At 74.5% G+C, this 25,866-nt stretch carries 19 protein-coding genes and 1 pseudogene; 16 read left to right on the top strand and 4 right to left on the bottom strand.

The features are described 5' to 3' along the window. Positions 1-1,702: 1,702 nt before the first annotated feature. Positions 1,703-2,632, top strand: coding sequence for a hypothetical protein (locus ACFQ6N_RS36840; protein WP_380658464.1), 930 nt, complete (start codon positions 1,703-1,705; stop codon positions 2,630-2,632). 124 nt (positions 2,633-2,756) lie between these two features. Here the strand turns inward: ACFQ6N_RS36840 and ACFQ6N_RS36835 are convergent, their stop codons facing one another. After that, positions 2,757-4,127 carry a DUF1015 family protein gene (locus ACFQ6N_RS36835; RefSeq protein WP_380658461.1) on the bottom strand — a complete coding sequence of 457 codons (1,371 nt, stop codon included), beginning with the start codon at positions 4,125-4,127 and terminating at the stop codon, positions 2,757-2,759. Positions 4,128-4,219: 92 nt separating this feature from the next. Here ACFQ6N_RS36835 and ACFQ6N_RS36830 point away from each other — a divergent pair, with 92 nt between their 5' ends. Next, complete coding sequence (locus ACFQ6N_RS36830) at positions 4,220-4,834, top strand: tetratricopeptide repeat protein (protein WP_380658460.1); 615 nt, start codon at positions 4,220-4,222, stop codon at positions 4,832-4,834. Between the two features lie 129 nt (positions 4,835-4,963). Beyond that, positions 4,964-6,010, top strand: coding sequence for an HAD-IIA family hydrolase (locus ACFQ6N_RS36825; RefSeq protein ID WP_380658459.1), 1,047 nt, complete (start codon positions 4,964-4,966; stop codon positions 6,008-6,010). A gap of 104 nt (positions 6,011-6,114) precedes the next feature. On the opposite strand, the gene ACFQ6N_RS36820 is transcribed toward ACFQ6N_RS36825, so the two are convergent. Beyond that, complete coding sequence (locus ACFQ6N_RS36820) at positions 6,115-6,462, bottom strand: SCP2 sterol-binding domain-containing protein (RefSeq protein ID WP_380658458.1); 348 nt, start codon at positions 6,460-6,462, stop codon at positions 6,115-6,117. 180 nt (positions 6,463-6,642) lie between these two features. Between ACFQ6N_RS36820 and ACFQ6N_RS36815 the strand changes: the two genes are divergently transcribed. The 4 genes from ACFQ6N_RS36815 (at position 6,643) to ACFQ6N_RS36800 (ending at position 9,494) form a co-directional block, all read left to right on the top strand. Continuing rightward, complete coding sequence (locus tag ACFQ6N_RS36815; RefSeq protein ID WP_380658457.1) at positions 6,643-7,431, top strand: hypothetical protein; 789 nt, start codon at positions 6,643-6,645, stop codon at positions 7,429-7,431. Beyond that, complete coding sequence (locus ACFQ6N_RS36810) at positions 7,415-7,654, top strand: hypothetical protein (protein WP_380658456.1); 240 nt, start codon at positions 7,415-7,417, stop codon at positions 7,652-7,654. The genes ACFQ6N_RS36815 and ACFQ6N_RS36810 overlap by 17 nt, the downstream gene beginning before the upstream one ends. Before the next feature lie 36 nt (positions 7,655-7,690). After that, positions 7,691-8,497, top strand: a complete 807-nt coding sequence (locus ACFQ6N_RS36805) for a TlyA family RNA methyltransferase (RefSeq protein WP_380658463.1) — start codon at positions 7,691-7,693, stop codon at positions 8,495-8,497. Between the two features lie 91 nt (positions 8,498-8,588). Next, positions 8,589-9,494 carry an NAD kinase gene (locus ACFQ6N_RS36800; protein WP_380658455.1) on the top strand — a complete coding sequence of 302 codons (906 nt, stop codon included), beginning with the start codon at positions 8,589-8,591 and terminating at the stop codon, positions 9,492-9,494. A gap of 35 nt (positions 9,495-9,529) precedes the next feature. On the opposite strand, the gene ACFQ6N_RS36795 is transcribed toward ACFQ6N_RS36800, so the two are convergent. After that, entirely contained in the window at positions 9,530-11,056 is a 1,527-nt protein-coding gene (locus ACFQ6N_RS36795; RefSeq protein ID WP_380658454.1) for a PLP-dependent aminotransferase family protein, read from the bottom strand. 130 nt (positions 11,057-11,186) lie between these two features. Between ACFQ6N_RS36795 and ACFQ6N_RS36790 the strand changes: the two genes are divergently transcribed. The 3 genes from ACFQ6N_RS36790 (at position 11,187) to ACFQ6N_RS36780 (ending at position 15,125) form a co-directional block, all read left to right on the top strand. Further along, complete coding sequence (locus tag ACFQ6N_RS36790) at positions 11,187-11,897, top strand: YitT family protein (RefSeq protein WP_380658452.1); 711 nt, start codon at positions 11,187-11,189, stop codon at positions 11,895-11,897. Between the two features lie 146 nt (positions 11,898-12,043). After that, on the top strand, positions 12,044-13,777 hold the full coding sequence (gene recN, locus ACFQ6N_RS36785; protein ID WP_380658462.1) for a DNA repair protein RecN: 1,734 nt from the start codon (positions 12,044-12,046) through the stop codon (positions 13,775-13,777). Positions 13,778-13,946: 169 nt separating this feature from the next. Beyond that, positions 13,947-15,125, top strand: a complete 1,179-nt coding sequence (locus ACFQ6N_RS36780; RefSeq protein ID WP_380658451.1) for a glycosyltransferase family 4 protein — start codon at positions 13,947-13,949, stop codon at positions 15,123-15,125. 32 nt (positions 15,126-15,157) lie between these two features. On the opposite strand, the gene ACFQ6N_RS36775 is transcribed toward ACFQ6N_RS36780, so the two are convergent. Next, the gene (locus ACFQ6N_RS36775; RefSeq protein WP_380658450.1) at positions 15,158-17,170 is read right to left on the bottom strand and encodes a glycoside hydrolase family 15 protein; all 2,013 of its coding nucleotides are present in this window, start codon (positions 17,168-17,170) and stop codon (positions 15,158-15,160) included. A 761-nt stretch (positions 17,171-17,931) separates the two neighbouring features. On the opposite strand from ACFQ6N_RS36775, the gene ACFQ6N_RS36770 reads away from it, so the two are divergent. From ACFQ6N_RS36770 to ACFQ6N_RS36745, 6 genes and pseudogenes are all read left to right on the top strand, one after another. Then, a complete protein-coding gene (locus tag ACFQ6N_RS36770) occupies positions 17,932-19,569 on the top strand; it encodes a CTP synthase (RefSeq protein WP_380658449.1) in 1,638 nt (545 codons plus the stop codon). A 106-nt stretch (positions 19,570-19,675) separates the two neighbouring features. Next, the gene (locus ACFQ6N_RS36765) at positions 19,676-20,323 is read left to right on the top strand and encodes an NUDIX domain-containing protein (RefSeq protein WP_380658448.1); all 648 of its coding nucleotides are present in this window, start codon (positions 19,676-19,678) and stop codon (positions 20,321-20,323) included. Between the two features lie 194 nt (positions 20,324-20,517). Next, a complete protein-coding gene (locus ACFQ6N_RS36760; RefSeq protein ID WP_380658447.1) occupies positions 20,518-22,722 on the top strand; it encodes a tetratricopeptide repeat protein in 2,205 nt (734 codons plus the stop codon). 260 nt (positions 22,723-22,982) lie between these two features. Beyond that, on the top strand, positions 22,983-24,098 hold the full coding sequence (gene ald / locus ACFQ6N_RS36755; protein WP_380658446.1) for an alanine dehydrogenase: 1,116 nt from the start codon (positions 22,983-22,985) through the stop codon (positions 24,096-24,098). Between the two features lie 425 nt (positions 24,099-24,523). Further along, complete coding sequence (locus ACFQ6N_RS36750; protein ID WP_030245868.1) at positions 24,524-25,591, top strand: ParA family protein; 1,068 nt, start codon at positions 24,524-24,526, stop codon at positions 25,589-25,591. Beyond that, positions 25,588-25,866, top strand: a pseudogene (locus ACFQ6N_RS36745) (hypothetical protein); the annotation flags it as partial. The gene ACFQ6N_RS36750 and the pseudogene ACFQ6N_RS36745, both read left to right, overlap by 4 nt.

Genomic DNA, 25,866 nt, shown 5'->3' with positions numbered 1-25,866 from the left:
ATATGTGCCGGGCCGCGGCCCCAGCGATTCGCTGGGGCCGCGGCCTTTTTGTGTTTTGCGAACGTGAAGAAGTCCGACAGACCGGGACTTCCGCCCAGACGCGGAGGATCCCGGCATGCCGGACAATGGAGAAGGTGCGCGGGCCAGGAGGCCGGCGCCGAAACCGCGTGACGGCAGCGGAGATGCTCGCACGGCCCGCGGTGAAGCTGAAGCAGCAGAAGGAGTCACCACGATGTCGAACGAGCCCCAGGACCGTCCCGAGCGTCGATCGGACGACGGCCGAGGCTACGAGCCCCGGTCCCGCGGGGGCTGGTCGAACGACCGTGGCGGCGCCCGCCGCGACGACCGTCCCGCCGGCGGCGGCAACCGCCGTGACGACCGCCCGGGTGGGTACCGTCGCGATGACCGCGACGACCGTCCGCGTGGTGGCGACCGTCCGCAGGGTGGCGGCTTCAACCGCGATGACCGTGGCGGCGACCGCGGTGGCTTCCGTCGTGACGACCGTCCGTCGGGTGGTGGCTTCCGCCGCGATGACCGCCCCTCCGGTGGCGGCTTCCGTGGTGGCGACCGTCCCTCCGGTGGCGGTTTCAACCGTGACCGCGACGACCGCGGTGGCGACCGTGGCGGCTTCCGTCGTGACGACCGTCCGCAGGGCGGTGGCTTCCGCCGTGACGACCGCCCCTCCGGTGGCGGTTTCAACCGTGACCGTGACGACCGTGGCGGTTTCCGTGGCGGCGACCGTCCGCAGGGCGGCGGCTTCCGCCGTGACGACCGCCCGTCGGGTGGCGGCGGTTTCCGTCGTGACGACCGTCCGAGCGGTTTCAACCGTGACCGTGACGACCGTCCGCGTCGTGACGACCGCCCGCAGGGTGGCGGCTTCAACCGCGACGACCGTGGCGGCGACCGCGGCGGCTTCCGCCGTGACGACCGTCCGCAGGGCGGTGGCTTCCGCCGCGACGACCGCCCCTCCGGTGGCGGTTTCAACCGTGACCGCGATGACCGCGGTGGCGACCGTGGCGGTTTCCGTGGCGGCGACCGTCCGCAGGGTGGCGGTTTCAACCGCGACCGTGACGACCGTGGCGGCTTCCGCCGTGACGACCGTCCGCAGGGCGGTGGCTTCCGCCGCGACGACCGCCCCTCCGGTGGTGGCTTCAACCGTGACCGCGATGACCGTGGCGGCGACCGTGGCGGCTTCCGTCGCGATGACCGCCCGTCCGGTGGCGGTTTCAACCGTGACCGTGATGACCGTCCGCGTCGTGACGATCGCCCGCAGGGTGGCGGTTTCAACCGCGACGACCGTGGCGGCGACCGTGGCGGCTTCCGCCGTGACGACCGTCCGTCCGGTGGTGGCTTCCGCCGCGATGACCGTCCGAGCGGTTTCAACCGCGACCGTGACGACCGTCCGCGTCGTGACGATCGCCCGCAGGGTGGCGGTTTCAACCGCGACGACCGTGGCGGCGACCGCGGCGGCTTCCGCCGTGACGACCGCCCCTCCGGTGGCGGCTTCAACCGTGACCGCGGTGGCGACCGCGGCGGTGACCGTGGCGGCTTCCGTCGCGATGACCGCGGTGGCGACCGTGGCGGCTTCCGCCGTGACGACCGCCAGGGCGGCGGCTTCGGGCGCGGCGGCGACGACCGCCGTGACGACCGGGGCGGTCGGGACTACGACGACCGCCGGGGCAACTACGAGCCCGTCAAGCGTCTGCCGATCCCGGAGGACGTCACCGGCTTCGAGCTGGACGGCGACGTGCGCCAGGAGCTCAAGAGCCTTCCCAAGACGCTCGCGGACGATGTCGCCCGCAACCTGGTGATGGTGGCCCGTCTGCTCGACGGCGAGCCGGAGGAGGCCTACCAGTACTCGCGCGTCGCGCTCCGTCTGGCCTCCCGCGTCCCCGCCGTCCGTGAGGCGGCCGGTTTCGCCTCGTACATGACGCAGCGTTACTCCGAGGCGCTGACCGAGTTCCGCGCCGCCCGTCGGATGACCGGCCGGGCGGACCTGTGGCCGGTGATGGCCGACTGCGAGCGCGGTCTGGGCCGTCCGGAGCGGGCGCTGGCGATGGCCGGTGAGCCCGAGGTGAAGCAGCTGGACAAGGCCGGCCAGGTCGAGATGCGCCTGGTCGCGGCGGGTGCCCGCAGCGACATGGAGCAGTTCGAGGCCGCCGTGGTCACCCTGCAGAGCCCGGAGCTGGCCTCCAGCGCCGTGCACGCGTGGACCGCGCGTCTGCGCTACGCCTACGCCGAGGCGCTGATCGCGGCCGGCCGTGGCGACGAGGCCCGTGACTGGTTCGCGAAGGCGGCCGAGGCGGACACCGACGGCAGCACCAACGCCTCGGAGCGGCTCGCCGAGATCGACGGCGTGGAGTTCACCGACGCGCTCGACCCGGAGCTCGTCGAGGACGACGCCGAGCAGGCCGACGCGCCGGCGAAGAAGCGTTCCGGCGACGTCGCCGACGACCGCGTGATCTTCGAGGACGAGGAGAGCGTCGAGGAGTTCTACGACGAGGACGACCTCGAGATCGACGAGGACTTCGACGGCGTGGTTCCCGAGCGTGCCCAGGACGCCGAGGCCGCGTCCGCCAAGGCCCAGGCCGCCGAGGCCGCCGAGGCCAAGGACGCCGACGCCAAGAGCTGAGCGACCGCAACGCCGTGAGGCCCTGCCGTTCCCCCGGATCAACCGGGAACGGCAGGGCCTCACGGCGTTCGGGCCGGCCGCGCGGTGGCGGCTGACGGTGCGGTCCCGGCCGGGCCGGCTGCTGTCAGCCCAGCGCGAGGTTGCGCAGGACCAGCCCGGTGGCCGGCTTCGGCCCGAAGGAGGTCGACTTGCGCGGCATGGTGACGCCCTGTTCGGCCAGGCGCCGCACCACGCTCTCGCGGACCGGGTGCAGCAGGACGGCGGTGCCGCCGGTACGGGCGGCCTCACGCTCGGCGGCCACGGCGGTGTGCAGGTAGCCGATGTCGTCCGGGCCGTCGGGGACGTGCCAGGTGTGGTCGAGCAGGGTGGCGTGCAGGACGGTGGCGTCCAGGCGGCGCCACTCCTCCGGCCGGTCGTGCGGCACCGTGGCGTCCAGCAGGGCCTCGTCCGGCTCGCCGAGCAGCCAGTAGACGCCGTCTCCGCCGGTCAGGACGAAGCCGTTGCCGCCGTGCCGCTTCTGCTCGGCGAGGGCCTGGAGCGCGGTGGGCAGCGGGCCGGGGACCTCCTTGACCTTCCACTGGTCGCCGAGCCGCTCCAGCGCCTCGGCCACCGGCAGCCGGTAGAGCACGCGGTGGATGGCGCGGACCCGCAGCGGGTAGCGGGCGGTGTCCACCAGGAGCACTATCCCGCGGTCCCACGGGCTGCGCGGCAGGTGGCGGTGCTCGCGCTGCAGCCGCAGGTACATCTCCCAGCGGTGGTGGCCGTCGGCGATCAGCGCCCGGCAGGTGGCCAGGTCGCGGCCGATCTCGGCGAGGTCGCCCGGGTCGGTGACGGCCCACAGGCGGTGGTGGGTGCCGTCGCTGGTGGCGGTGGAGAGCAGCGGCTCGGCCTCGACCGTCCGCTCGATCACGCCGGAGGCGCCGCCCTTGCCCCGGTAGGTGAGCAGCAGCGGTTCGAGGTTGGCCCGGGTGGTGCGCATCAGGCCGACCCGGTCGGCGACCGGTCGGGGCATCACGTCCTCGTGCGGGAGCACGACGCCGCTCTCGCGGCCGCTCACCGCGAGGGCGCCGATCAGGCCGCGCTGGAGCAGCTCGGGGGAGTCGGCGGTGGCGGGCACCCGCTGCTCGTACACGTAGATCGCGGGATCCGGGTCGGCGGCGAGGATCCCCTCGCGCTGCCAGGCGGCCAGCAGACGGGCGGCGTGCCGGTACCGGGTGTCCCGGTCGGGGCGGTCACCCGCGTCCTCGGGCTCGGGCCGGGGCAGGATCAGCCGGACCACGTTGTGCGGGTCGGCGGTCTCCAGGTCGAGCCGGCGGCCCGGGTCGACGACGTCGTACGGCGGGGACATCACCGCGGCCAGGGCGCCGACCCGGTCGGGGACGTAGCGCAGGCCGCGGAAGGGGGACAGGGACAGGCCGGCGGTGGCGACGTGCCCGGGATCGCCGGGGCCGCCCTCGGGAGTCTCGACTCCGTCTTCTGCACTGGGTGTGCTCATTCTGGGCATCGTAACCGGGTACGCGTTGTTGAGAGATCCGAATACCCGTGCCGACCTGTGGTGCGGGTGAGGGACCGAGGGCGAGGTACGGCATGGACGACGGGCAGGAACGGGTGGACGGCGGCGGCCCGGCCGAGTCGGGCGGATCGGCCGGTGCCACCGGCCGGGGTGCTCCGGCCGAGGGCGCGCCGGGCGGCGGGATCCCGCCGCAGAGCCGCTCAGGGGAGCCCGCCGGGGACGTGTACGACTGGTTCCGGCGGGGTGCGCAGCTGCTGGCACAGGGGCACCCGGCGGCCGCCGAGCAGCTGCTGGTACGGGCGGCGGCGGCCGAGCCGCACTCGCGCAGCATCCGGGAGGCGCTGGCCCGGGCCCAGTTCGACGCGGGATCGTACGCGGCGGCGCTGGAGAACTTCCGGGCCGTGGCGCTGGCCGATCCGTCGGACGACTACGCTCAGTTCGGGTGGGGTGTGGCGGCGGCCCGGCTGGGCGACTTCGAGACCTCCGTCGAGCACCTGGCGCTGGCCGTGGCGATGCGGCCGGAGACCGACCACTACCGGTCGGCCCTGCGGCAGAGCCGGGCGACGCTGGCGGCCCGTGCCGGGGCGTACGGCCCGCTGCTGCCCGGGGCCCCCGGGTACCTGGCGCCCCCGTCCGGTACCGCGGAAGCGGTCGGCGGGGAGCCGGACGGCGCCGACGGCTCCGCCTGACCGGCCGGACACCCGACCGGCCGGACACCCGACCGGTGGCCGGTGACGCACCGTGCGGTGCGGCAGCGGGGCGACCGGCGTGACCGACGTGACGACGCAACGACGCAGTGAGAATGAGGTAGCGCAGCCATGACCGAGACGGCCACCCCCGCCACCCCCGCGCGACGGACCGCCCCCGGCGGCAGCGGACAGCCGCTGACCGGGGCGTACGACACGGCGCTGCTGGACCTGGACGGCGTGGTCTACGCGGGCGCGCAGGCGATCGAGCACGCGGTGGACGCGCTGGACGCCGCCCGGACGGCCGGGATGCGGCTCGCGTACGTGACCAACAACGCCTCCCGCCCGCCGCGCGTGGTGGCCGAGCACCTGACCGAGCTGGGCGTGCCCGCCGAGCCGACGGACGTGATCAACTCGGCCCAGGCGGCCGCCCGGGTGGTCGCCGAGAAGGTCCCGGCCGGGGCGAAGGTGCTGGTCGTGGGCGGTCTCGGGCTGGAGGAGGCGCTGGCCGACCTGGGGCTGGTCGCCGTCCGCTCGCTGGCCGACGGCCCGGCCGCGGTGGTCCAGGGCTTCGACCCCTCGGTGGGGTGGGCGGAGCTCGCGGAGGCCTCGTACGCGGTGCAGAGCGGGCTGCCGTGGGTGGCGTCCAACCTGGACCTGACGGTGCCGAGGGCGCGCGGTATCGCGCCGGGAAACGGCACGCTGGTCGCGGCGGTGCGGGCGGCCACCGGGGTGGAGCCGGAGGTGGCGGGCAAGCCGCTGCCGCCGATGCACCGGGAGACGGTGCTGCGCACCGGCGCGAAGCGGCCGCTGGTGGTCGGGGACCGGCTGGACACCGACATCGAGGGCGCGTTCAACGGCGGGGTGGACAGCCTGCTGGTCTTCACCGGGGTGACCACCCCCGAACTGCTGCTGGCGGCACCGGTCGAGCACCGGCCGACCTACCTGGCGGCGGACCTTCGCGGACTGCTGGTCCCGCACCCGGCGGTGACGGCCGGGACCGGTGGCTTCACGTGCGGCGGCTGGGTCGCCGACGTCCGGGGCGGCGTGCTGGGGCTGACCGGGGCCGGGGACCGCTGGGACGGCCTGCGGGCGCTGTGCGCGGCGGCGTGGACGGCGCTGGACGCGGACGGCGGGCCGGTGGACGGGCGGAAGGCACTGGCCGAGCTGGGGTTCTGAGGGCGGTCGCAATGACCGTCGCGACGACTGCGGCGACGACCGTCGCGACAGCCTTCACGACTGCTTTCGCGACAGCCGGGCCGCGGGGCGGGCCGGGGCCGGGTTCAGAGCAGGGAGCGCAGCCGCAGCAGGTCGCGGATGCCCGCCTCCAGCCGGACCCGGCCGCTCGCCCAGGCGGAGGCGAAGGCCAGTCTGCCGTCGACCAGGGCGACCAGGTCGTCGCTGCTCATGGCGAGCCGGATCTCGGACTTGCCGGCGGGCGGGCCGGGCGCGGCGACCACGTCCTGGATCCGGCCGTCGCGCAGCTGCCCGGTGAAGGTCAGGTCGAGGTCGGTGATCCGGCAGCTGAGCGAGCGGTCGAGGGACGAGGCCTTGCGGACGTCGCCGGTGGACTTCGCCATGTTCCGGCTGAGCTGTTCCAGTGCCTCCCGGCACTCCTCGGCGTTCGCCATGGGTGGCGGCTCCCTCCCCCCGGTCGCTGTGCTGCGGACGCGGGCCACGGTACCTCAGGAGGGTTTTGGCGGTAGCGTCGTCATCGGGGTGCCCGGATACGGCCCCGGTACTGAGGGCGACGGAGCGACGCGCGTAGGCGATTGGGAGGCACCCGGATGCTGCCGAGGACGGTTCGGGGAGTGGTGGAGACCGCCGCCGTGGTGGTCGAGGAGGTCGGTAAGCGGGTCGTCGTGACGGCGGCGGCGGTCCTGGAGCGGGCCGGGGTCGACGTCGCCGAGGTCGAGCGCCGGCTGGGCGGGCAGTTCCCGCCGTCGGCGAAGACCCTGCAGACGCTGGCGGAGGAGGCGGTCACCGCCGGGCGGGCCGGGGTGGACCTAGCGGTCGGAGTGGCGCGCAACGAGGCGGAGAAGGTCTTCGAGAAGGTCGGCGACCAGGTCACCAAGGTCGGCGTGGTGCTGGCGTACCTGGAGTCCAAGCTGCGCGAGGTCGAGGAGGAGGCCCCGGCGGCGGAGTCCGGCGAGGAGCCGTACGAGGCCGAGGAGCCGGTGCCGGCGCCCAGGGCGGGCGACCTGTTCGGGCGCGGCTGGGAGTACGAGGAGGAGCGGTCGGCGGTCCGGTCGGTGGGGGAGCCGATAGTCGCCGAACGGGTCGAGGTGGACGAGCCGGTCGAGGTCGATCCGCCGGTCGCCCCGGCCCCGGTTGCCCCGGCCTCGGTCGCCCCGGTCGCCCCGGTCGTGAAGCCCGCCGCGAAGAAGGCCGCGTCGGGGAAGGCCGCTACGGCGAAGAGCACCGGTGCGAAGAAGGCCGCCGCCAAGAAGACGACGACCGTCAAGAAGACCGCCACCGCCAAGCGGGGCGCCGAGCCGGCCGCCGCGCAGCCCAAGGCGCCCGCGAAGCGCACTGCGACCAAGAAGACCACCGTCCGCAAGACCACCAGCACGAAGAAGCCCGATGCCCGAGACGAGTGAGCCCGCCGGTGCGGCCGGCCCGACCGCGCCGGACCCCCGGGCCGAACCGCTCCGAGCCGAACCGCTCGGGGTCGAACTGCTGCCCACCGGCCACCCCGTGGTGGACGCCGGGCTGGCCCGGCTGGAGGCCCTGGACGGGGTCCCTGCCGAAGCACACGTCGCGGTGTACGAAGATGTTCACCAGCGGCTCGCCGACACGCTGGCCGCGCTCGACCAGGAATGATCCGCAGGACCCGTAGGAGCTGAAGCACCAGTGGCAGTGGCACGACGCCGACTCGACGCGGAGCTGGTCCGCCGCAAGCTGGCCCGGTCGCGCGAGCACGCGTCCGAGCTGATCGCGGCCGGCCGGGTGACCGTCGGGGGCACCACCGCGACCAAGCCGGCCACCCAGGTGGAGACCTCGGCCGCCGTCGTGGTGGCCAAGGACGACAACGACCCGGACTACGTCTCGCGCGGCGGGCACAAGCTCGCCGGCGCGTTCGCGGCCTTCGTGCCGCAGGGCCTGGTGGTCGAGGGCCGCCGGGCCCTGGACGCGGGCGCGTCCACCGGCGGGTTCACCGACGTGCTGCTGCGCGCCGGGGCGGCCGGGGTGCTGGCGGTGGACGTCGGGTACGGGCAGCTCGCCTGGTCGCTGCAGAGCGACGACCGGGTCACCGTGATGGACCGCACCAATGTGCGCGAGCTGACCCCGGAGCTGATCGGCGGCACCAGGGTGGACCTGGTGGTGGGCGACCTGTCGTTCATCTCGCTGGGCCTGGTGCTCCCGGCCCTCGCCTCCTGCGCGGCCGAGGACGCCGACCTGGTGCTGATGGTCAAGCCGCAGTTCGAGATCGGCAAGGAGCGCCTGGGCAGCGGCGGGGTGGTGCGCAGCCCGGAGCTGCGCGCCGAGATGGTGCGCCAGGTGGCCGGGCAGGCGTGGGAGCTCGGGCTGGGCGTGCGCGCCGTCACCGCGAGCCCCCTGCCGGGGCCGTCCGGCAACGTGGAGTACTTCCTCTGGCTGCGCCGGGACGCCCCGCGGCTGGACCCCGCGGACGCGGACCGGGCCGTGGCGGAGGGGCCCCGGTAGGGTGCTCTGCGGACGTCCGGGCCGTCATGCCGTATGGCGGTCGCACCGGGGGCGAAGGCGACCCGGCAGGCGTTAGGGAGAGGGCAGCGGCATGAGCGACGAAGAACGTACGGTCTTCCTGATCGCGCACACCGGCCGGGAGGCGGCGCTGCGCAGCGTCGAGAGCCTGGTGCTCGGACTGCTGAAGGCGGGGCTCCGGATCAGACTGCTGGAGGCCGAGGCGGTCGACCTGGACCTGCCGGACGGCGTCGAGAAGGTCGCCGAGGGGCCGGGGGCCGCGGACGGCTGCGAGCTGATCCTGGTGGCCGGCGGGGACGGGACGCTGCTGCGCGGGGCGGAGCTGGCGCGCTCGCACGGGCTGCCGATGCTCGGGGTCAACCTGGGCCGGGTCGGCTTCCTCGCCGAGGCCGAGCGGGACGACCTGGCCGTGGTGGTCGAGCGGGTGGTCGACGCCGACTACGAGGTCGAGGAGCGGATGACGATCGACGTCATCGTCCGCACCAACGGCGATGTGGTGCACGAGGACTGGGCACTGAACGAGGCCTCGATCGAGAAGGCGTCCCGGGAGCGGATGCTGGAGGTGGTGACCGAGGTGGACGGCCGCCCGGTCTCCAACTTCGGCTGTGACGGCGTGGTCTGTGCGACGCCGACCGGGTCCACCGCGTACGCGTTCTCCGGCGGCGGGCCGGTGGTGTGGCCGGAGGTGGAGGCGCTGCTGATGGTGCCGATCTCGGCGCACGCGCTGTTCGCCCGCCCGCTGGTGACCTCGCCCGAGTCGGTGCTGGCCGTCGAGGTGCAGCCCAAGACCCCGCACGGCGTGCTCTGGTGCGACGGGCGGCGCTCGGTGGAACTGCCCGCCGGGGCGCGGGTGGAGGTCCGGCGCGGGCGGACCCCGGTGCGGCTGGCCAGACTGCACCGGGCGCCGTTCACCGACCGGCTGGTGGCCAAGTTCGCGCTGCCGGTGACGGGTTGGCGCGGCCGGGCGGACCACCAGTAGCGGCCCTGGCGCCGGGTCCGGCCGCTGACGGTCCGTCAGACCGCCAGCGGCTGGGCCTCGTCGGCCGGGCCGAGCCGGCCGCCGGCCGCCGCGTGGGCGGCCACCGTGGCGACGCGTTCGACGGCGGCCGGGACGGTCGCGGCGGGCACGGTGAGCGGTAGCCGGATGTGGTGCTCGAACGCGCCGTCCGAGCCGAAGCGGTTGCCCGAGGCGATCCGCACCCCGTCGCGCTCCCCGGCCCGGGCCAGTGCCGCGCCGGACAGGCCGGCCGTGGAGACCCAGAGCGAGAGCCCGCCGGCCGGCATCGGGAAGCTCCAGTCGGGCAGGTGCGCGGGCAGTGCGGCGGCGAAGGCGTGCGCGGTGGCCCGCAGCCGGCCGAGCTGGTGGGCCCGTACGGCGGGCAGCGGTTCGCCCAGCAGTTCGGCGGCGATCAGCTGGTCCAGCACCGGGGTGCCGACGTCGCTGTAGACCCGGTCGCCGGCCAGCCGGCGCACCAGGGCGGGGGCGGCCCGGACCCAGCCGATCCGCAGCCCGCCCCAGAGCAGCTTGCCCGCCGAGCCGACGGTGACCACCTGGGCGGCGCGGTCCAGCGCCGCCATCGGGCGTGGCAGCGGCACGGACTCCGGGACGCCCCAGCCGAGTTCGGCGGTGGTCTCGTCGGTGAGCACGATGCTTCCGGAGGCCCGCGCGGCGGCCAGCAGCTCGCGGCGCTGCTCCTCGTCGATCAGCGCGCCGGTCGGGTTGTGGAAGTCGGGGATCACGTAGGCGAGCTTGGGCGCGGCGCCGCGCAGCACCCGCTGCCACTCGTCGCGGTCCCAGACCGGCCGCGGGGGCGACGGCGCGTCCTTCGGCCCGGGGCGGTAGGTGTACGGCACCGGGACGAGGCGGGCGCCGGAGATCCGCAGGGCCTGCAAGGTGTGCGCGTAGCTGGGCGCCTCCACGGCGACCCGGTCGCCGCGGCCGACCAGTGCTCGCTGGACCAGGTGCAGGCCGCCCATCGCGCCGGTGGTGATCAGGATCTGGTCGGGCGTGGTGGGCAGCCCGCGCTCGGTGTAGCGGCGGGCTACGGCCTCGCGCAGCACCGGTACGCCGGTGGGGTAGTGGCCGTGCCCGGAGGCGTAGTAGGGGAGCTGTTCGACGGCCCGGGCGGCGGCCCGGCCGAACCAGGGCTGGGGGGCGGGCGGGGCGGCGACGCCGAGGTCCAGGGTGCTGCCCTGCTCGTCCGGCGGGACGGGGTGCAGGGCGTCGCCGGGCGGCGGGGCGCCCTCCGGCAGGGCGGTCCAGCTGCCCGCGCCGCGGCGGCTGTGCAGGTAGCCGTCACCGCGCAGCGTCTCGTAGGCGGTGGCGACGGTGGTGCGGCTCAGCTCCAGCGCGGTGGCGAGTTCGCGTTCGGCGGGCAGCCGGGCGCCGACCGGCAGCCGGCCCTCGGTGACCAGCAGCCGGATCTGCCCGGCCAGGGTGCGGTAGGCGGGCCGGCGGGCGGTGCCCGGTCCGGGGAGCCGGGCGGTGGCGAGCAGCCGGGCCAGTGCGGGCGGGGTGACGGTGGTGTGCCAGTCGGCCATGGCAATCAGTCCACTTGCTAGGGATTGGCCCTGGATGGGGCTGCATTGGCCCGGCCATCATGGCAGAGCGGCCTTGCCGGCCGCCACCGCCGGGCCACCCGGACGTGCAGCACCACCGCAGGAGCATCCCTTGGCCACCACGACCACGCCCGTACCGAACACACCCGCCACGACCGAGTCAGCCCCGGCAGCCGGGGGGAGCACCCTCGCGGTCCGCGTCCTCGGCGACACCCACGGCCTCGGCCGCCGGATCCCGCAGCTCTTCGTCGGCCTCGCCCTGTACGGGGTGAGCATGGCGCTGATGCTCCGCGCCGGCCTCGGCCTGGACCCCTGGGACGTCCTGCACCAGGGCCTGCAGCGGAGCGTCGGCCTCTCGGTCGGCGCCTGGGTGACGATCTGCGGCGCCCTGGTGCTGCTGCTGTGGATACCGCTGCGCCAGCGCCCGGGCCTGGGCACCGTCGCCAACGTGCTGGTGATCGGCGCGGCCATGGACCTCACCCTGCGGGTCGTCGGCGGCCCCGACGCGCTGCCCGCCCGGATCGCCCTGACGGCCGCCGCGATCGTGCTCAACGGCGTGGCGAGCGGCCTCTACATCGGCGCCCGCCTCGGCCCCGGCCCGCGCGACGGTCTGATGACCGGACTGCACCGGCGCACCGGCCGCTCGCTGAGGCTGATCCGAACGGGAATCGAACTCGCCGTTCTGGCGGTCGGCCTGCTGCTCGGCGGCACCGCCGGGGTCGGCACGGTCGCGTACGCGCTGGCCATCGGGCCGCTGGTGCAGGTCTTCCTGCCCTGGTGCACCGCGACGGCCCCCGGGCGGAGCCGTCCGGCCTCCGTATGAGGCTCGCCGGTCCCGGGTGAAGCCGTCGATACCCGTGTGAAACTCCCGGAACGGATGAACTTCGGGGCGCCGAGTTGCCGCGCGCCGTTGCCGCTCGTCGCGCGCCGGGGTCGGAACCTCGTAAGGTCGACTCCGTGTTGGACGAGATGCGGATACGGGATCTTGGGGTCATCGACGACGCGGTGGTCGAACTCGCCCCCGGCTTCACCGCCGTGACGGGCGAGACCGGGGCCGGCAAGACCATGGTCGTCACCAGCCTGGGCCTGCTCCTGGGCGGGCGCGCCGACCCCGGCCTGGTGCGCAACGGCGCCGGCCGCGCCGTCGTCGAGGGGCGGCTGGAGCTGCCCCCCGGCTCCCCGGTGGCGGCCCGGGCCGTCGAGGCCGGGGCCGAACTGGACGACGGCGCCCTGCTGATCAGCCGGACCGTCTCCGCCGAGGGCCGCTCCCGGGCGTTCGTCGGCGGGCGGGCCGTACCGGTCGGACTGCTCGCCGAGCTCGGCGAGGACCTGGTCGCCGTGCACGGCCAGACCGACCAGCAGCGCCTGCTGCGCCCGGCCCGCCAGCGCGGCGCGCTGGACCGGTACGCGGGTGAGGCGGTGGCCGAGCCGCTGGCCCGCTACCGGGAGACCTACCGCACCCTGCGCGAGGTCTCGGCGACCCTGGAGGAGCTGACCACCCGGGCCCGCGAGCGCGCCCAGGAAGCCGACCTGCTGCGCTTCGGCCTGGACGAGATCGCCGCCGCCGAACCGGTGGCCGGCGAGGACGCCGAGCTCGCCGCGGAGGCCGAACGGCTCGGGCACGCCGACGCGCTGTCCTCGGCCGCGACCCTGGCCCACGCCGCACTGGCCGGCGACCCGGCCGACCCGGAGGCGCTGGACGCCGGCACCCTGCTCGCCCAGTCCCGCCGCGCCGTGGACGCCGTGCGCCACCACGACGAGCGCCTGGCCGCCCTCGCCGAGCGGCTGGGCGAGGTCGGCTACCTGCTCGCCGACGTGGCCGGCGACCTGGCCGGCTACGCGGCCGACCTGGACGCCGACCCGGTGCGGCTGGCCGCCGTCGAGGACCGCCGGTCCGTCCTGGCGCAGCTGCTGCGCAAGTACGGCGGCACGGAGAACTCCCTCGCCGAGGTGATCGCCTGGGCCGAGGCCGGGTCCGCACGGCTCTCCGAACTCGACGGCGACGACGACCGGATCGACCGGCTGGGCGCCCGGGAGACCGAGCTGCGGGCCGAACTGGCCGAACTCGCGGCCGAGGTGTCGGACGCCCGGCAGGCCGCGGCGGGGCGCTTCGCCGAGGCCGTCTCCGCCGAGCTCGCCGAACTGGCCATGCCGCACGCGCGGGTGACCTTCGCGATCAGCCTGGTCGACGACCTGGCCGGCATCGACGTCGGCGGCCGCACCGTCGCGTACGGCCCGCACGGCGTGGACGAGGTCGAGGTGCTGCTCGCCCCGCACCCGGGCGCCCAGCCCCGCCCGATCGCCAAGGGCGCCTCCGGCGGTGAGCTGTCCCGGGTGATGCTCGCCGTCGAAGTTGTCTTCGCGGGCGCCGACCCCGTCCCCACCTACCTGTTCGACGAGGTGGACGCGGGCGTCGGCGGCAAGGCCGCGGTCGAGATCGGCCGCCGGCTGGCCAAGCTGGCCGAGTCCGCCCAGGTCGTGGTGGTCACCCACCTCCCGCAGGTCGCCGCGTTCGCGGACCGGCACCTGGTGGTGGAGAAGACCAACGACGGCACCGTGACCCGCAGTGGCGTCAAGACGCTGAACGACGAGGAGCGGGTGCGCGAACTCTCCCGGATGCTGGCCGGCCTGGAGGACTCGGAGCTGGGCCGGGCCCACGCCGAGGAGCTGCTGGCCGCCGCCAGGGCCCCGCGCCACCGCTGACCGGAGGCGCGGGCGGCCCCCGCGGATCGTCGGCGACGCGCCCCGTGGCGCCGACTGTCCAAGAGGGCCGCCGACCTGGCATGGTGGCGGCTGGACACTGGCTTCCCAGCCCCGAGCGCCGCCCGGCGGGCAATCCTCGCGAAGCGGCGCGCGAACCTGATCGAGTCGGATGCGAGACGACGTGGACCATTCCGCCGCCCGGACCACCACGGCCGCCCCGGAACCGGGGCAGCTGCACGTGGTACTCGTCCTGGCCGCCAGCACCGGCGGCATCGGTGCGCACGTGCGCTCCCTGGCCCAGGGCCTGGTCGCGCACGGGGTGACCGTCACGGTCTGCGCGCCGGCCGGCACGGACGCGCTCTTCGGCTTCTCCCGCACCGGCGCCAGGTTCCACACCGTCGACATCACCCCCACCGCGGGCGCCCGCAGCGACGCCGCCGCGATCGGCGAGCTGCGCCGGGCCTTCACCGGCGCCGACGTGGTGCACGCCCACGGTCTGCGCGCCGGGCTGCTCTCCGACCTCGCGCTGCGCACCGCCGGCCGCTTCCCGGGCCTGCGCCCGGAGACCCCGCTGGTGGTCACCTCGCACCACGCGCTGCTGGCCACCGGCATGGAGCGCCGGCTCCAGCGGCTGATGGAGCGCCGGGTCGCGCGTGCCGCGGACCTGGTCCTCGGCGCCTCCTCCGACCTGGTCGCCCGGGCCCGTGAACTGGGCGCCACCGACGCCCGGCTGGGCCCGGTGGCCGCCCCGCCGATGCCCGAGGGCCGGCTCGGCCGGGCCGAGGCCCGGGCCGCGCTGCTCGGCGCCGGACCGGACCGCCCGCTGGTGCTGGCGGTCGGCCGGCTCGTCCCGCAGAAGGCCTTCGGGCTGCTGCTGGACGCCACCCGGGAGCTGTCCGCGCTGGACCCGGAGCCGCTGGTGCTGCTCGCCGGGGACGGCCCGGAGGCGGGTGCGCTGCGCGAGCGGGCGGGCGCCGAGAAGCTGCCGGTGCGGCTGCTCGGCTACCGCACCGACGTGCCCGACCTGCTGGCCGCCGCCGACGTGGTGGTGGTCCCCAGCCGCTGGGAGGCCCGCTCGCTGGTGGTGCAGGAGGCGATGCGGGCGGGCGTGCCGGTGGTCGCCACCGCCGTCGGCGGGATCCCCGAACTCGTCGGCGACGCCGCCGTCCTGGTGCCCTCCGGGGACCCGGCGGCGCTCGGCGGCGCGGTGCGCGCGGTGCTGTCCGACCCGGTCCGCCACGAGCGGCTGGTGGCGGCCGGCCGGCAGCAGGCCGAGACCTGGCCGGACGAGGCCGCCACCGTCGCGCAGGTGCTCAGCACCTACGACGAGTTGGTGCAGCGCTCCTAGAGCGCTGCACCAGGGCCTGGGTCCTGTCCGGCCTAGACGGTCGCCTGCTCGACCCGGTCGGCGGCCTGGCCGTCCGGCTGGGCGGACAGGTAGGCGGCGCCGCAGGCGGTCAGCCGCAGGGCGGTGTCGATCAGCGGGACGTGGCTGAAGGCCTGCGGGAAGTTGCCGACCTGGCGCTTGAGGCGCGGGTCCCACTCCTCGGCCAGCAGGCCGAGGTCGTTGCGCAGCGCGAGCAGCCGGTCGAACAGTTCGCGGGCCTCCTGCACCCGGCCGATCATGGCGAGGTCGTCGGCCAGCCAGAACGAGCAGGCGAGGAACGCGCCCTCGTGGCCGGACAGGCCGTCCACGTTGTTGCCGGATTCGTCGTGGGTGGGGTAGCGCAGCACGAAGCCGTCCTCGGTGGACAGTTCGCGCTGGATCGCCTCGATGGTGCCGATCACCCGCTTGTCGTCCGGCGGCAGGAAGCCGACCTGGGGGATGAGCAGCAGCGAGGCGTCGAGCTCCTTGCCGCCGTAGTACTGGGTGAAGGTGTTGCGCTCCGGGTCGTAGCCCTTCTCGCAGACGTCCCGGTGGATGGTGTCGCGCAGCTCGCGCCAGCGCTCCAGGTGGCCGTCGGCGGGGGCGTCGGAAGGGGCGTCCTCGGGGGTCTGCTCCAGCAGCTTGATGGTGCGGTCGACGGCGACCCAGGCCATCACCTTGGAGTGGACGAAGTGCCGGCGCGGGCCGCGGACCTCCCAGATGCCCTCGTCCGGCTCCTGCCAGTGCTCCTCCAGGTACTCGATCAGGCGCAGCTGGAGGTGGTGGGCGTGGTCGTTGCGGACCAGGCCGGTCATGTGGGCCAGGTGCAGGGCCTCCACCACCTCGCCGTAGACGTCGAGTTGGAGCTGTCCGGCGGCGCCGTTGCCGACCCGGACGGGCTGCGAGCCCTCGTAGCCGGGCAGCCAGTCGAGCGAGGACTCGGTGAGCTCGCGCTCGCCCGCGATGCCGTACATGATCTGGAGGTTCTCCGGGTCGCCGGCGACGGCCCGCAGCAGCCACTCGCGCCAGGCCTTCGCCTCGTCGCGGTAGCCGGTGCGCAGCAGCGAGGAGAGCGTGATCGCGGCGTCGCGCAGCCAGGTGTAGCGGTAGTCCCAGTTGCGCTCGCCGCCGATGTCCTCGGGCAGCGAGGTGGTGGGGGCGGCGACGATGCCGCCGGTGGGGGCGTAGGTGAGGCCCTTGAGGGTGATCAGGGAGCGGACCACGGCCTCGCGGTAGGGGCCCTGGTAGGTGCACTGGTCGGCCCACTCGTGCCAGAAGTCGGCGGTGGCGTCGAGCATCACCTCGGCGTCGGGGCTGCGGGGCGGGTCCAGGTGGGAGGCCTGCCAGGTGAGGGCGAAGGCGATCCGCTCGCCGGCGGTGACGGTGAAGTCGGCGTAGGTGGTGAGGTCGCGGCCGTAGGTCTCGGCCTCGCCGTCCAGCCAGACCGAGTCGGGCCCGGCGACGGCGACGGTGCGGTGGCCGCCGTCGGGCTGCTCGACGCGGTGCACCCACGGCACGATGCGCCCGTACGAGAAGCGCATCCGCACCGCCGAGCGCATCCGGACGGTGCCGGCCACGCCCTCGACGATCCGGATCACCTGGGGGACGGCGTCCTTGCCGGCCAGGGGGCGCGGCGGCATGAAGTCGATCACCCGGACGGTGCCGCCCTGGGTGTCCCACTCCTGCTCCAGGATCAGTGAGTCGCCCCGGTAGCGGCGGCGGTCGGCGGGCACGGCGGGCGCGGCCGCGGTCGGCGGGGGCACCCGCAGGTCGGCGGTGTCGGCGAGGCGGACCCGGCCCGCGCCGGTGGGGGCCGGGCCGGCGGCGGGGGCGGGGACCTCGGTCGGGACGACTTCGGCGGGGCCGATCCGCCAGAAGCCGTGTTCATCGGTGCCGAGCAGGCCGGCGAACACGGCCGGCGAGTCGAAGCGGGGAAGGCAGAGCCAGTCCACCGCCCCGTCCCTGCTGACCAGGGCAGCGGTCTGCATGTCCCCGATGAGTGCGTAGTCCTCGATACGGCCGGCCACGTGGATCTCCAGTTCGCAATGTGGTCAGGGCATCGGCGAGACGGGGAGCGAGCGGTCTGCGGGGCCGGAGGTCCACCCCGGGACGTCCGGTCTGCCGGGGGGTGGTGGCAGGCCTTGCTGGAGTGTCCGCGCGGGGCTCGGTCGAGCCCCTGGAGTGGGTGGGGAGGAGCTGGAATACGGGGAGGTCCGGTCGCGCATCGGGGACCGGGAGTGTCCTGACCTCCCACGCCCTCCGCGTGCTCGTGCTGTCGGCGATGCGTCCGAGCAGCTTACGACGGACGAAAGGGGCGAAGCACGCGGGCGCAGCCCGGAGTGGCGCCGCAATTCGGCGGAAATGCCGTGCATCGCGGGGGCGCGGCGCAGGATGGTCCGGAAGGATCACCTCCGGGTGGTCTCTCCGGAGGAGCCGGTATGGCCCGGACGGAAACCGCGGGCTGGCCCGGTCCGGCGGGTGGTGCGACCGGTGTGACTCGTGCGGCGGATGATGCGCCGGTGGTGCGCCCGGCGCACGCTCCCGGAGCGTCGCGCGCGGCCCGAACGGCGTCCCGGCCGGGTCACTGTTACCCTGGTATCCCGTGGACCGGCGGGATCAAACGCCCCGGACCAGCCGAACCGGCGACCCTTCGAAGCGCGGTGCACCGCACCCGCCTCTGCCGCCCGGCGAACCCCGAGCCTCCCGCCCACGTCTCCTTCGACACGCGACCCACGGGAGCCCCCTCTTGGCACAGCCCCATTCCGGCAAGGCAGCGAACGGCCGAGCCGTGACGACCAAGCACCTCTTCGTCACCGGGGGTGTCGCCTCCTCCCTTGGCAAGGGGCTCACCGCCTCCAGCCTCGGAGCGTTGCTCAAGGCCCGCGGCCTTCGCGTCACGATGCAGAAGCTCGACCCGTACCTCAACGTCGACCCGGGCACCATGAACCCGTTCCAGCACGGTGAGGTGTTCGTCACCGACGACGGCGCCGAGACCGACCTGGACATCGGCCACTACGAGCGGTTCCTCGACACCAATCTGCACGGCTCGGCGAACGTCACCACCGGCCAGGTGTACTCGACCGTCATCGCCAAGGAGCGCCGCGGCGAGTACCTGGGCGACACCGTCCAGGTCATCCCGCACATCACCAACGAGATCAAGTCCCGGATCCGCCGGATGGCGACCGAGGACGTCGACGTCGTCATCACCGAGGTCGGCGGCACCGTCGGCGACATCGAGTCGCTGCCGTTCCTGGAGGCCGTCCGCCAGGTCCGCCACGAGGTCGGCCGGGACAACGTGTTCTTCGTGCACGTCTCCCTGCTGCCGTACATCGGCCCCTCGGGCGAGCTGAAGACCAAGCCCACCCAGCACTCCGTCGCCGCGCTGCGCAACATCGGCATCCAGCCGGACGCCATCGTGCTGCGCGCCGACCGCGAGGTCCCGCAGGCGATCAAGCGCAAGATCTCGCTGATGTGCGACGTGGACGAGGAGGCCGTGGTCGCGGCCATCGACGCCAAGTCCATCTACGACATCCCCAAGGTGCTGCACGGCGAGGGCCTGGACGCCTACGTGGTGCGCCGCCTGGACCTGCCGTTCCGCGACGTGGACTGGACCACCTGGGACGACCTGCTGCGCCGCGTCCACGAGCCGCAGCACATCGTCAAGGTCGCCCTGGTCGGCAAGTACATCGACCTCCCGGACGCCTACCTGTCGGTGACCGAGGCGCTGCGCGCCGGCGGCTTCGCCAACAACGCCCGGGTCGAGATCAAGTGGGTCACCTCCGACGACTGCGAGACGCCCGAGGGCGCCCGCGAGCAGCTCGGCGACGTGGACGCGATCTGCATCCCCGGCGGCTTCGGCGACCGCGGCGTCAACGGCAAGGTCGGCGCCATCACCTTCGCCCGCGAGAACAAGGTGCCGCTGCTCGGCCTGTGCCTGGGCCTGCAGTGCGTGGTCATCGAGGCCGCCCGCAACCTGGCCGGCCTGCCCGAGGCCAACTCCACCGAGTTCGACGCCGCCGCCAAGCACCCGGTCGTCTCCACCATGGCCGAGCAGCTGGCCATCGTCGACGGCAAGGGCGACCTGGGCGGCACCATGCGCCTGGGCCTGTACCCGGCCAAGCTCGCCGAGGGCTCGATCGTCCGTGAGGTCTACGGCGGCGAGCAGTACGTCGAGGAGCGCCACCGCCACCGCTACGAGGTCAACAACGCCTACCGCGCGGACCTGGAGAAGACCGGCCTGGAGTTCTCCGGCCTCTCGCCCAAGGGCGACCTGGTCGAGTACGTCGAGTACCCGCGCGAGGTCCACCCCTACCTGGTGGCCACCCAGGCCCACCCGGAGCTGAAGTCCCGCCCGACCCGCCCGCACCCGCTGTTCGCGGGCCTGGTCAAGGCCGCCATCGAGATCAAGACCGCTGCCTCCGAGTAGTCGTCTCCTCCTCGGCCTCGGTCGTTCACCGGACGGCGGCCCCGCGATTCCCGCGGGGCCGCCGTTCGGCGTTAGATTGTGTCGTACTGACGAAAAGGGGAGAGCGATGGACGAGCAGAGCGGCCAGGGGATCGCCGACACGGCCGAGGAGTGGGAGGTCCGGGCGAGCGGGACACCGTTCCAGGGCAAGGTCACCGGTGTGCGCAGCGAGGAGGTCCGGATGCCCGACGGCAGCTGGGCCCGCCGCGACTACCAGACCCACCCCGGCTCGGTCTCGGTACTCGCCCTGGACGACGAGCAGCGGGTGCTCGTCCTGCGGCAGTACCGCCACCCCGTGCGCCAGCGGCTGTGGGAGCTGCCGGCCGGCCTGCTCGACGTCCCGGGCGAGAACCCGTGGCACGCCGCGCAGCGCGAGCTGTACGAGGAGGCCCACTGCAAGGCCGGCACCTGGCGGGTCCTCGCCGACTACTACACCTCACCGGGCGGCACCGACGAGGCGCTGCGGATGTTCCTGGCCACCGACCTGTCCGCAGCCGAGGGCGAGCGCTACGCCGCCGAGGGCGAGGAGCAGGAGATCGAGGTCGCCTGGGTGCCGGTGCCCGAGCTGATCGGGCTGATCCAGGCCGGGCGGCTGCACAACCCGACCCTGGTCACCGGCACCCTCGCCGTGCACGCCGCGCTCACCTGCCCGGACGGGCTGGACGCGCTGCGCCCGGCGGACTCGCCCTGGCCGGCCAGGCCCTTCGAGGCGTGAACGAACCTCCCGGTTGATTCGCCCGGGTGATTTGCCGGTTCGTACGACCGGATGTCACCTCTGCTGAGCCGGACGGTCGAACTACGCTTCGCAGACAGGGCGCCCGTCCCGGGCCGCCCCCGCTGAGCACCGGACACGCAGTCCGGTGCCGAGCGCCGGATGCCGAGCGCGGGATCACGTCGGGAGTGGCACGGGTGGCGAGGAAGACCGCGACGATGGACCCCGGCCCCGACGCGCCCGTCGGGGCCGTCCCGGGCCTGGACCGGCTCCCGGCCGGGCCCACGATGTTCGTCGGACGGCGCGCCGAACTCGCCGCGCTGCGGGCCGCCGCCGCCCGCCCGGCGAGCGGGCGCTGCCCCGTCCTGGTGCTGGCCGGGCGCCCCGGCTCCGGCCGCACCGCGCTGGCCGCGCGCTTCGCCCGCACCGTCGCCGCCGACTACCCGGACGGCGTGCTGTTCGCGCGGCTGTCCGCCCCGGACGGCGGCCGGGTGCCGCCCGCCCGGGCCGCCCGGCTGCTGCTGGAGCAACTCGACCCCGAGTCGGCCGTACCACTGCCCGGCACGGTCGAGGACGGACGGGACGAGCCCGGCTGCGCCGCGCTGCGCGAGGCACTGACGGGGCTGCGGGTGCTGCTGGTGCTGGACGACGTGCGGGACGCCGGGCAGGTGTGGCCGCTGCTCGCCGACGAGCCCGGCTGCCTGGTGCTCGCCACCACGGCCGGGCCGCTCACCGGGATCGAGGACATCGACCCGGTGATCCTCGGCGGGCTGGACCGGCAGGCCTCCGGCGAACTGCTGGCCGACCTGGTCGGCGGGACCAGGATCTCCTGCGACCCGGTCGGCGGGGCGGACCTGGCGGAGGCCTGCGCGGCCCGCCCGGCGGCGCTGCGGCTGATGGCGGGGTGGCTGCGCGCGGACCCGAAGACCGCGGTCACCGACGCGGCGCGCGAGCTCAACCGGGTCGTGGGGGAGGAGACGGTGCCCGGGGCGGGGGGCAACGGCGCGGCGGGACCCGTGGGCGTGGCGGGGAAGGGGAACGGGACGGAGAAGGCGGAGGGGCCTGCGGGGCCTGCGGGGTCGGCGAAGTCTGTCGGGCCGGTCGGGCCGGCCGGGTCCGCCGGGGCCCAGAGGAACGCGGCGGCTAAGGGCTCGGCGTCGAAGGGTGGGGCCCGGAGCGGGCCGGCGAACGGGGCCCAGGGCGGTCCCAAGGGCGCAGCCCAGGGCGCACCCCGGAAGAACGGGGAGGAGGACGCGTCCGCCGCGGTCACCGGGTCGGCGGGCGATCCGGCGGCCTGGGTGAAGCCCGGCCCGGAGCCGGCCGAGCCGGTGCCCGTCCCCGACAACGACCCGCTGCTCGGCGCGTTCACCCTGCTGTACCGAGGGCTGCCGGCCGCCCAGGCGCGGATGCTGCGCACCCTCACCCTGGCCCCGGCACAGACCGCCGACCCGCGGACCGCCTCCGCCCTGGTCGGCTGCCCCGTCCCGGACGCGGCCGCCACGCTGGCCGCGCTCGCCGAGCGGGAGCTGCTCGGCGAGGAGGCGCCGGCCGCCGACGGCACCCCGCGCTACCGGGTGCCCGGGCGGCTCTACCCCCGGCTGGTCCGGCTGCGCGAGCAGGAGGACCGGCCCGCCGAGACCGAGCTCGCCCGGGCGCGGCTGCTGGAGCGGCTGGTCAGGCTGACCGAGGCGGCCCGTGCGCTGCTCGACCCGGCCGGCGCCCCCGCCCCCGACCCGCTGCCGGCCGCGCTGCGGCTGCGTTCTGCCGCGCACGCCCGCGAGTGGCTGCTCGGCGAGCGGGAGCTGCTGCTCGGTGCGGTGGCCGACGCGATCGGCCAGGGCGATCTGGACGGTTCGGCCGGGCGGCTGGTCACCGCACTGCTGCGGGCGCTGCCGCTGACCGGCGCCGCCGCCCCCGCCGACCTGTACCGGCTGCACGAGCTGGTGCTGACCGTCGCCGAGCGCAACGGACGGCCCCGCCGGGCCTCGGCCGCGCTGCTCAACCTGGGCGACCTCCAGGCCTCGGCGGGCCGCTGGGAGCAGGCCGCCGGGCACTACCGGGCCGCTCTGGAGCACGCCCGGAAGGCCGACGACGAACCGCTCTGCGCCCGGGCCCTGGAGGGCGCGGCGGGCTGCCACCGGGCGCTCGGCGACGCGGTGCGCGCCGCCGACTGGTACGGGCGGGCGCTGGGCCTGCGGCAGTCGCTCGGGGACCACGCGGCCGAGGCCCGGCTGCTGGCCCGGGTGGCCGAGGCGCACACCGCCCAGCGCCGCTTCGACGAGGCGGACCGCGAGTACCGGGCGGCGCTCGCGGTGCTGCGCCGACTCGGCGACGAACGGGCCCGGGCGGCCGTCGGAGCGGCCCTCGCGGACCTGCGGGAACGCGTCGACGCCGGGTGGTGACAGGCCTTTCGGAGGTATTGTCGAAGATGCCCGGTTGGTACCTCTTTGGTAGGTAAGTCGCAGGGGAAGCCTACGAACCTGCCAATGCGCGCGGGAAATTTATTCACTTTGGAAGGCTGACACGCCGACTGGGCTTCATTACACTCGGACCTAGTCGCGCAGCGATCCTTGCCCCGGGCTGCCCGGAGGCTTCCCCACGTGCGCGTCGCCCACCGGTCTTCTCCGGTCGGGACCCCCATGGCAAGAGGACGTGTTCACCCGTGAAGGTCGGCATCCCCCGCGAGGTCAAGAACCACGAGTACCGCGTGGCCATCACGCCCGCCGGCGTGCATGAGCTGGTCCGCAACGGACACGAGGTCTACATCGAGGACAACGCCGGTCTCGGCTCCTCGATCCCCAACGAGGAGTACGTGGCCGCCGGCGCCACCATCCTCCCCACCGCCGACGAGGTGTGGGCCACCGCCGACCTGCTGCTGAAGGTCAAGGAGCCCATCGCCTCCGAGTACCACCGGCTGCGCAAGGGGCAGACCGTCTTCACGTACCTGCACCTGGCGGCCGACCGGGCCGGCACCGACGCGCTGATCGCCTCGGGCACCACCGCCATCGCGTACGAGACGGTGCAGCAGGCCAACGGCGCGCTGCCGCTGCTCGCCCCGATGTCCGAGGTCGCGGGCCGTCTGGCCCCGCAGGTCGGCTCGTACCACCTGATGCGCCCGGCCGGCGGCCGCGGCGTGCTGCCCGGCGGCGTGCCCGGCACCCACCCGGCCAAGGCCGTCGTCATCGGCGGTGGCGTCTCCGGCTGGCACGCGGCCACCATCGCCATCGGCATGGGCTACGACGTGACCCTGCTCGACCGCGACATCAACAAGCTGCGCGAGGCCGACCGCATCTTCGGCACGAAGATCAAGGCCATCATGTCCAACTCCTTCGAGCTGGAGAAGGCCGTCCTCGAGGCCGACCTGGTCATCGGCGCCGTGCTGATCCCGGGCGCCAAGGCCCCGAAGCTCGTCACCAACGAGCTGGTCTCCCGCATGAAGCCGGGCTCCGTGCTCGTCGACATCGCCATCGACCAGGGCGGCTGCTTCGAGGACTCGCACGCGACCACGCACGACGACCCGACCTTCCAGGTCCACAACTCGGTCTTCTACTGCGTCGCCAACATGCCGGGCGCCGTCCCGAACACCTCCACCTACGCGCTGACCAACGCCACGCTCCCGTACGTCCTGGAGCTGGCCAACCGCGGGTGGAAGGACGCGCTGCGCCGCGACCCGGCGCTCGCCAAGGGCCTGAACGTGCACGAGGGCCAGATCACCTTCCCGGCCGTGGCCGAGGCCTTCGGCCTGGAGTCGGTCTCCCTGGAGAGCGTGCTCGCCTGAACACCCTGACCGCCCGGCGGTCGTTCGCCCCCGACCCGATCACTTCGGGTCGGGGGCTTCGCCGTGCCCGTGAACAGCGCATGGACCGGGTAGGTCGCTCTGTCGTCAATTTCCGTCGGTCGTGTCACCCGCCCGCGGAAACGTTGGGGTCAGTGGCCTACTCATCCCTTGACAGCAGCCCGCCTGATAGTCGACACATCCTGCCCACTACCGTGGATTGTGTTGCTGCGAACGCCTTGAACGGCCTAGAGTCGCAAACCGTCGGCATGCTGCCACGCTGACGAATCGACATAGAGTCCTGGATGCCCAAGGAGGTAAGACGACTTGTGAATGAGTCGACAATTGCTCCCGGGGGTGGTCAGCCAGGACTGGCGGAGCACATCGCCGGCCAGCCGAGTGTGGAGCCCGGGGCCCGGCAGCCCTCCGTGGGTTCGGCCGAGGTCGGCTCGGTCGCACTCCGCACCTTCGAAGCACGCCAGAACACAGCGCAGGTGACCACGGTGACCGATCACGACGCCGACTTGGCGGCCTACGGCCTGGCCTACGGCGAGTTCGCCTACGGCGCCTACGACGACCCCGACGCCGAATACGAACCGGATCCGGAGTACGCCGCCACGCTTGCCCCCGACGCCGCGCGCCAGCGCCGCGAGCGGGTCGGCCCGACCGGCCGCCCGCTCCCGTACTTCCCGATCCCCGCGCCGGTCGCCGAACACGGCCCCGCCCAGATCATCGCCATGTGCAACCAGAAGGGCGGCGTCGGCAAGACCACGTCGACCATCAACCTGGGCGCGGCGCTCGCCGAGTACGGCCGCCGGGTCCTGCTCGTCGACTTCGACCCGCAGGGCGCGCTCTCGGTCGGCCTCGGCGTCAACCCGATGGAACTCGACGTCACCGTCTACAACCTGCTCATGGAGCGGGGCCTGACGGCCGACGAGGTGCTGCTGAAGACGGCCGTGCCGGGCATGGACCTGCTGCCGTCCAACATCGACCTCTCCGCCGCCGAGGTGCAGCTGGTCAGCGAGGTCGCCCGGGAGTCCGCGCTGGCGCGCGCCCTGAAGCCGCTGCTGCCCGACTACGACTACGTCATCATCGACTGCCAGCCCTCGCTGGGCCTGCTGACGGTCAACGCGCTGACGGCCGCTCACAGTGTGATCGTGCCGCTGGAGTGCGAGTTCTTCGCGCTGCGCGGTGTCGCGCTGCTGACCGAGACCATCGAGAAGGTGTGCGAGCGGCTCAACCCCGAGCTGCGCCTGGACGGCATCCTCGCGACCATGTACGACTCGCGCACCGTGCACAGCCGCGAGGTGCTGGCGCGGGTCGTCGAGGCGTTCGGCGAGCACGTCTTCCACACCGTCATCGGGCGGACCGTGCGCTTCCCGGAGACCACCGTCGCCGGCGAGCCGATCACGACGTACGCGACCAACTCGGTCGGTGCCGCCGCCTACCGCCAGCTCGCCAGGGAGGTGCTCGACCGGTGCCGCCCCGCCGAGTGAGTCTCCCGGGTGCCGACGAGCTGTTCCGGACCACCGGAGGGATGGCGCTGTCGCCCTCCCTCGCGCCGCGTCCGGCCGCCGAGGCATCCAGACCGGAGACCGCGCGGACCGTCGACGGCCCGGACGGCGCCCAGGGCGCCGAGTCCGCCCAGGGCCCGCAGGGCGACCGGCAGCTGACGCCGGAGCAGCAGGCCGCCGCCGTGCCGGCGCCCGCGCAGCCGCCCGGCCAGCGGCCGGGAACGGCCGCCGGGGCCGCGGGCGCCGGTGGCACTCGC

It is taken from the genome of Kitasatospora sp. NPDC056446, assembly GCF_042796115.1.
Classification (GTDB): domain Bacteria; phylum Actinomycetota; class Actinomycetes; order Streptomycetales; family Streptomycetaceae; genus Kitasatospora.
The sequence above is the reverse complement of the archived record's forward strand: the minus strand, read 5'-3'. Positions and strand labels throughout refer to the sequence as shown.

Excerpts from the sequence above, each read along its gene's own strand:
- ACFQ6N_RS36835 (WP_380658461.1), bottom strand. The coding sequence starts at position 4,127 with ATGAGCACACCCAGTGCAGAAGACGGAGTCGAGACTCCCGAGGGCGGC.
- ACFQ6N_RS36830 (WP_380658460.1), top strand. The coding sequence starts at position 4,220 with ATGGACGACGGGCAGGAACGGGTGGACGGCGGCGGCCCGGCCGAGTCG.
- ACFQ6N_RS36825 (WP_380658459.1), top strand. The coding sequence starts at position 4,964 with ATGACCGAGACGGCCACCCCCGCCACCCCCGCGCGACGGACCGCCCCC.
- ACFQ6N_RS36820 (WP_380658458.1), bottom strand. The coding sequence starts at position 6,462 with ATGGCGAACGCCGAGGAGTGCCGGGAGGCACTGGAACAGCTCAGCCGG.
- ACFQ6N_RS36810 (WP_380658456.1), top strand. The coding sequence starts at position 7,415 with ATGCCCGAGACGAGTGAGCCCGCCGGTGCGGCCGGCCCGACCGCGCCG.
- ACFQ6N_RS36800 (WP_380658455.1), top strand. The coding sequence starts at position 8,589 with ATGAGCGACGAAGAACGTACGGTCTTCCTGATCGCGCACACCGGCCGG.
- ACFQ6N_RS36795 (WP_380658454.1), bottom strand. The coding sequence starts at position 11,056 with ATGGCCGACTGGCACACCACCGTCACCCCGCCCGCACTGGCCCGGCTG.
- recN (WP_380658462.1), top strand. The coding sequence starts at position 12,044 with ATGCGGATACGGGATCTTGGGGTCATCGACGACGCGGTGGTCGAACTC.
- ACFQ6N_RS36780 (WP_380658451.1), top strand. The coding sequence starts at position 13,947 with ATGCGAGACGACGTGGACCATTCCGCCGCCCGGACCACCACGGCCGCC.
- ACFQ6N_RS36765 (WP_380658448.1), top strand. The coding sequence starts at position 19,676 with ATGGACGAGCAGAGCGGCCAGGGGATCGCCGACACGGCCGAGGAGTGG.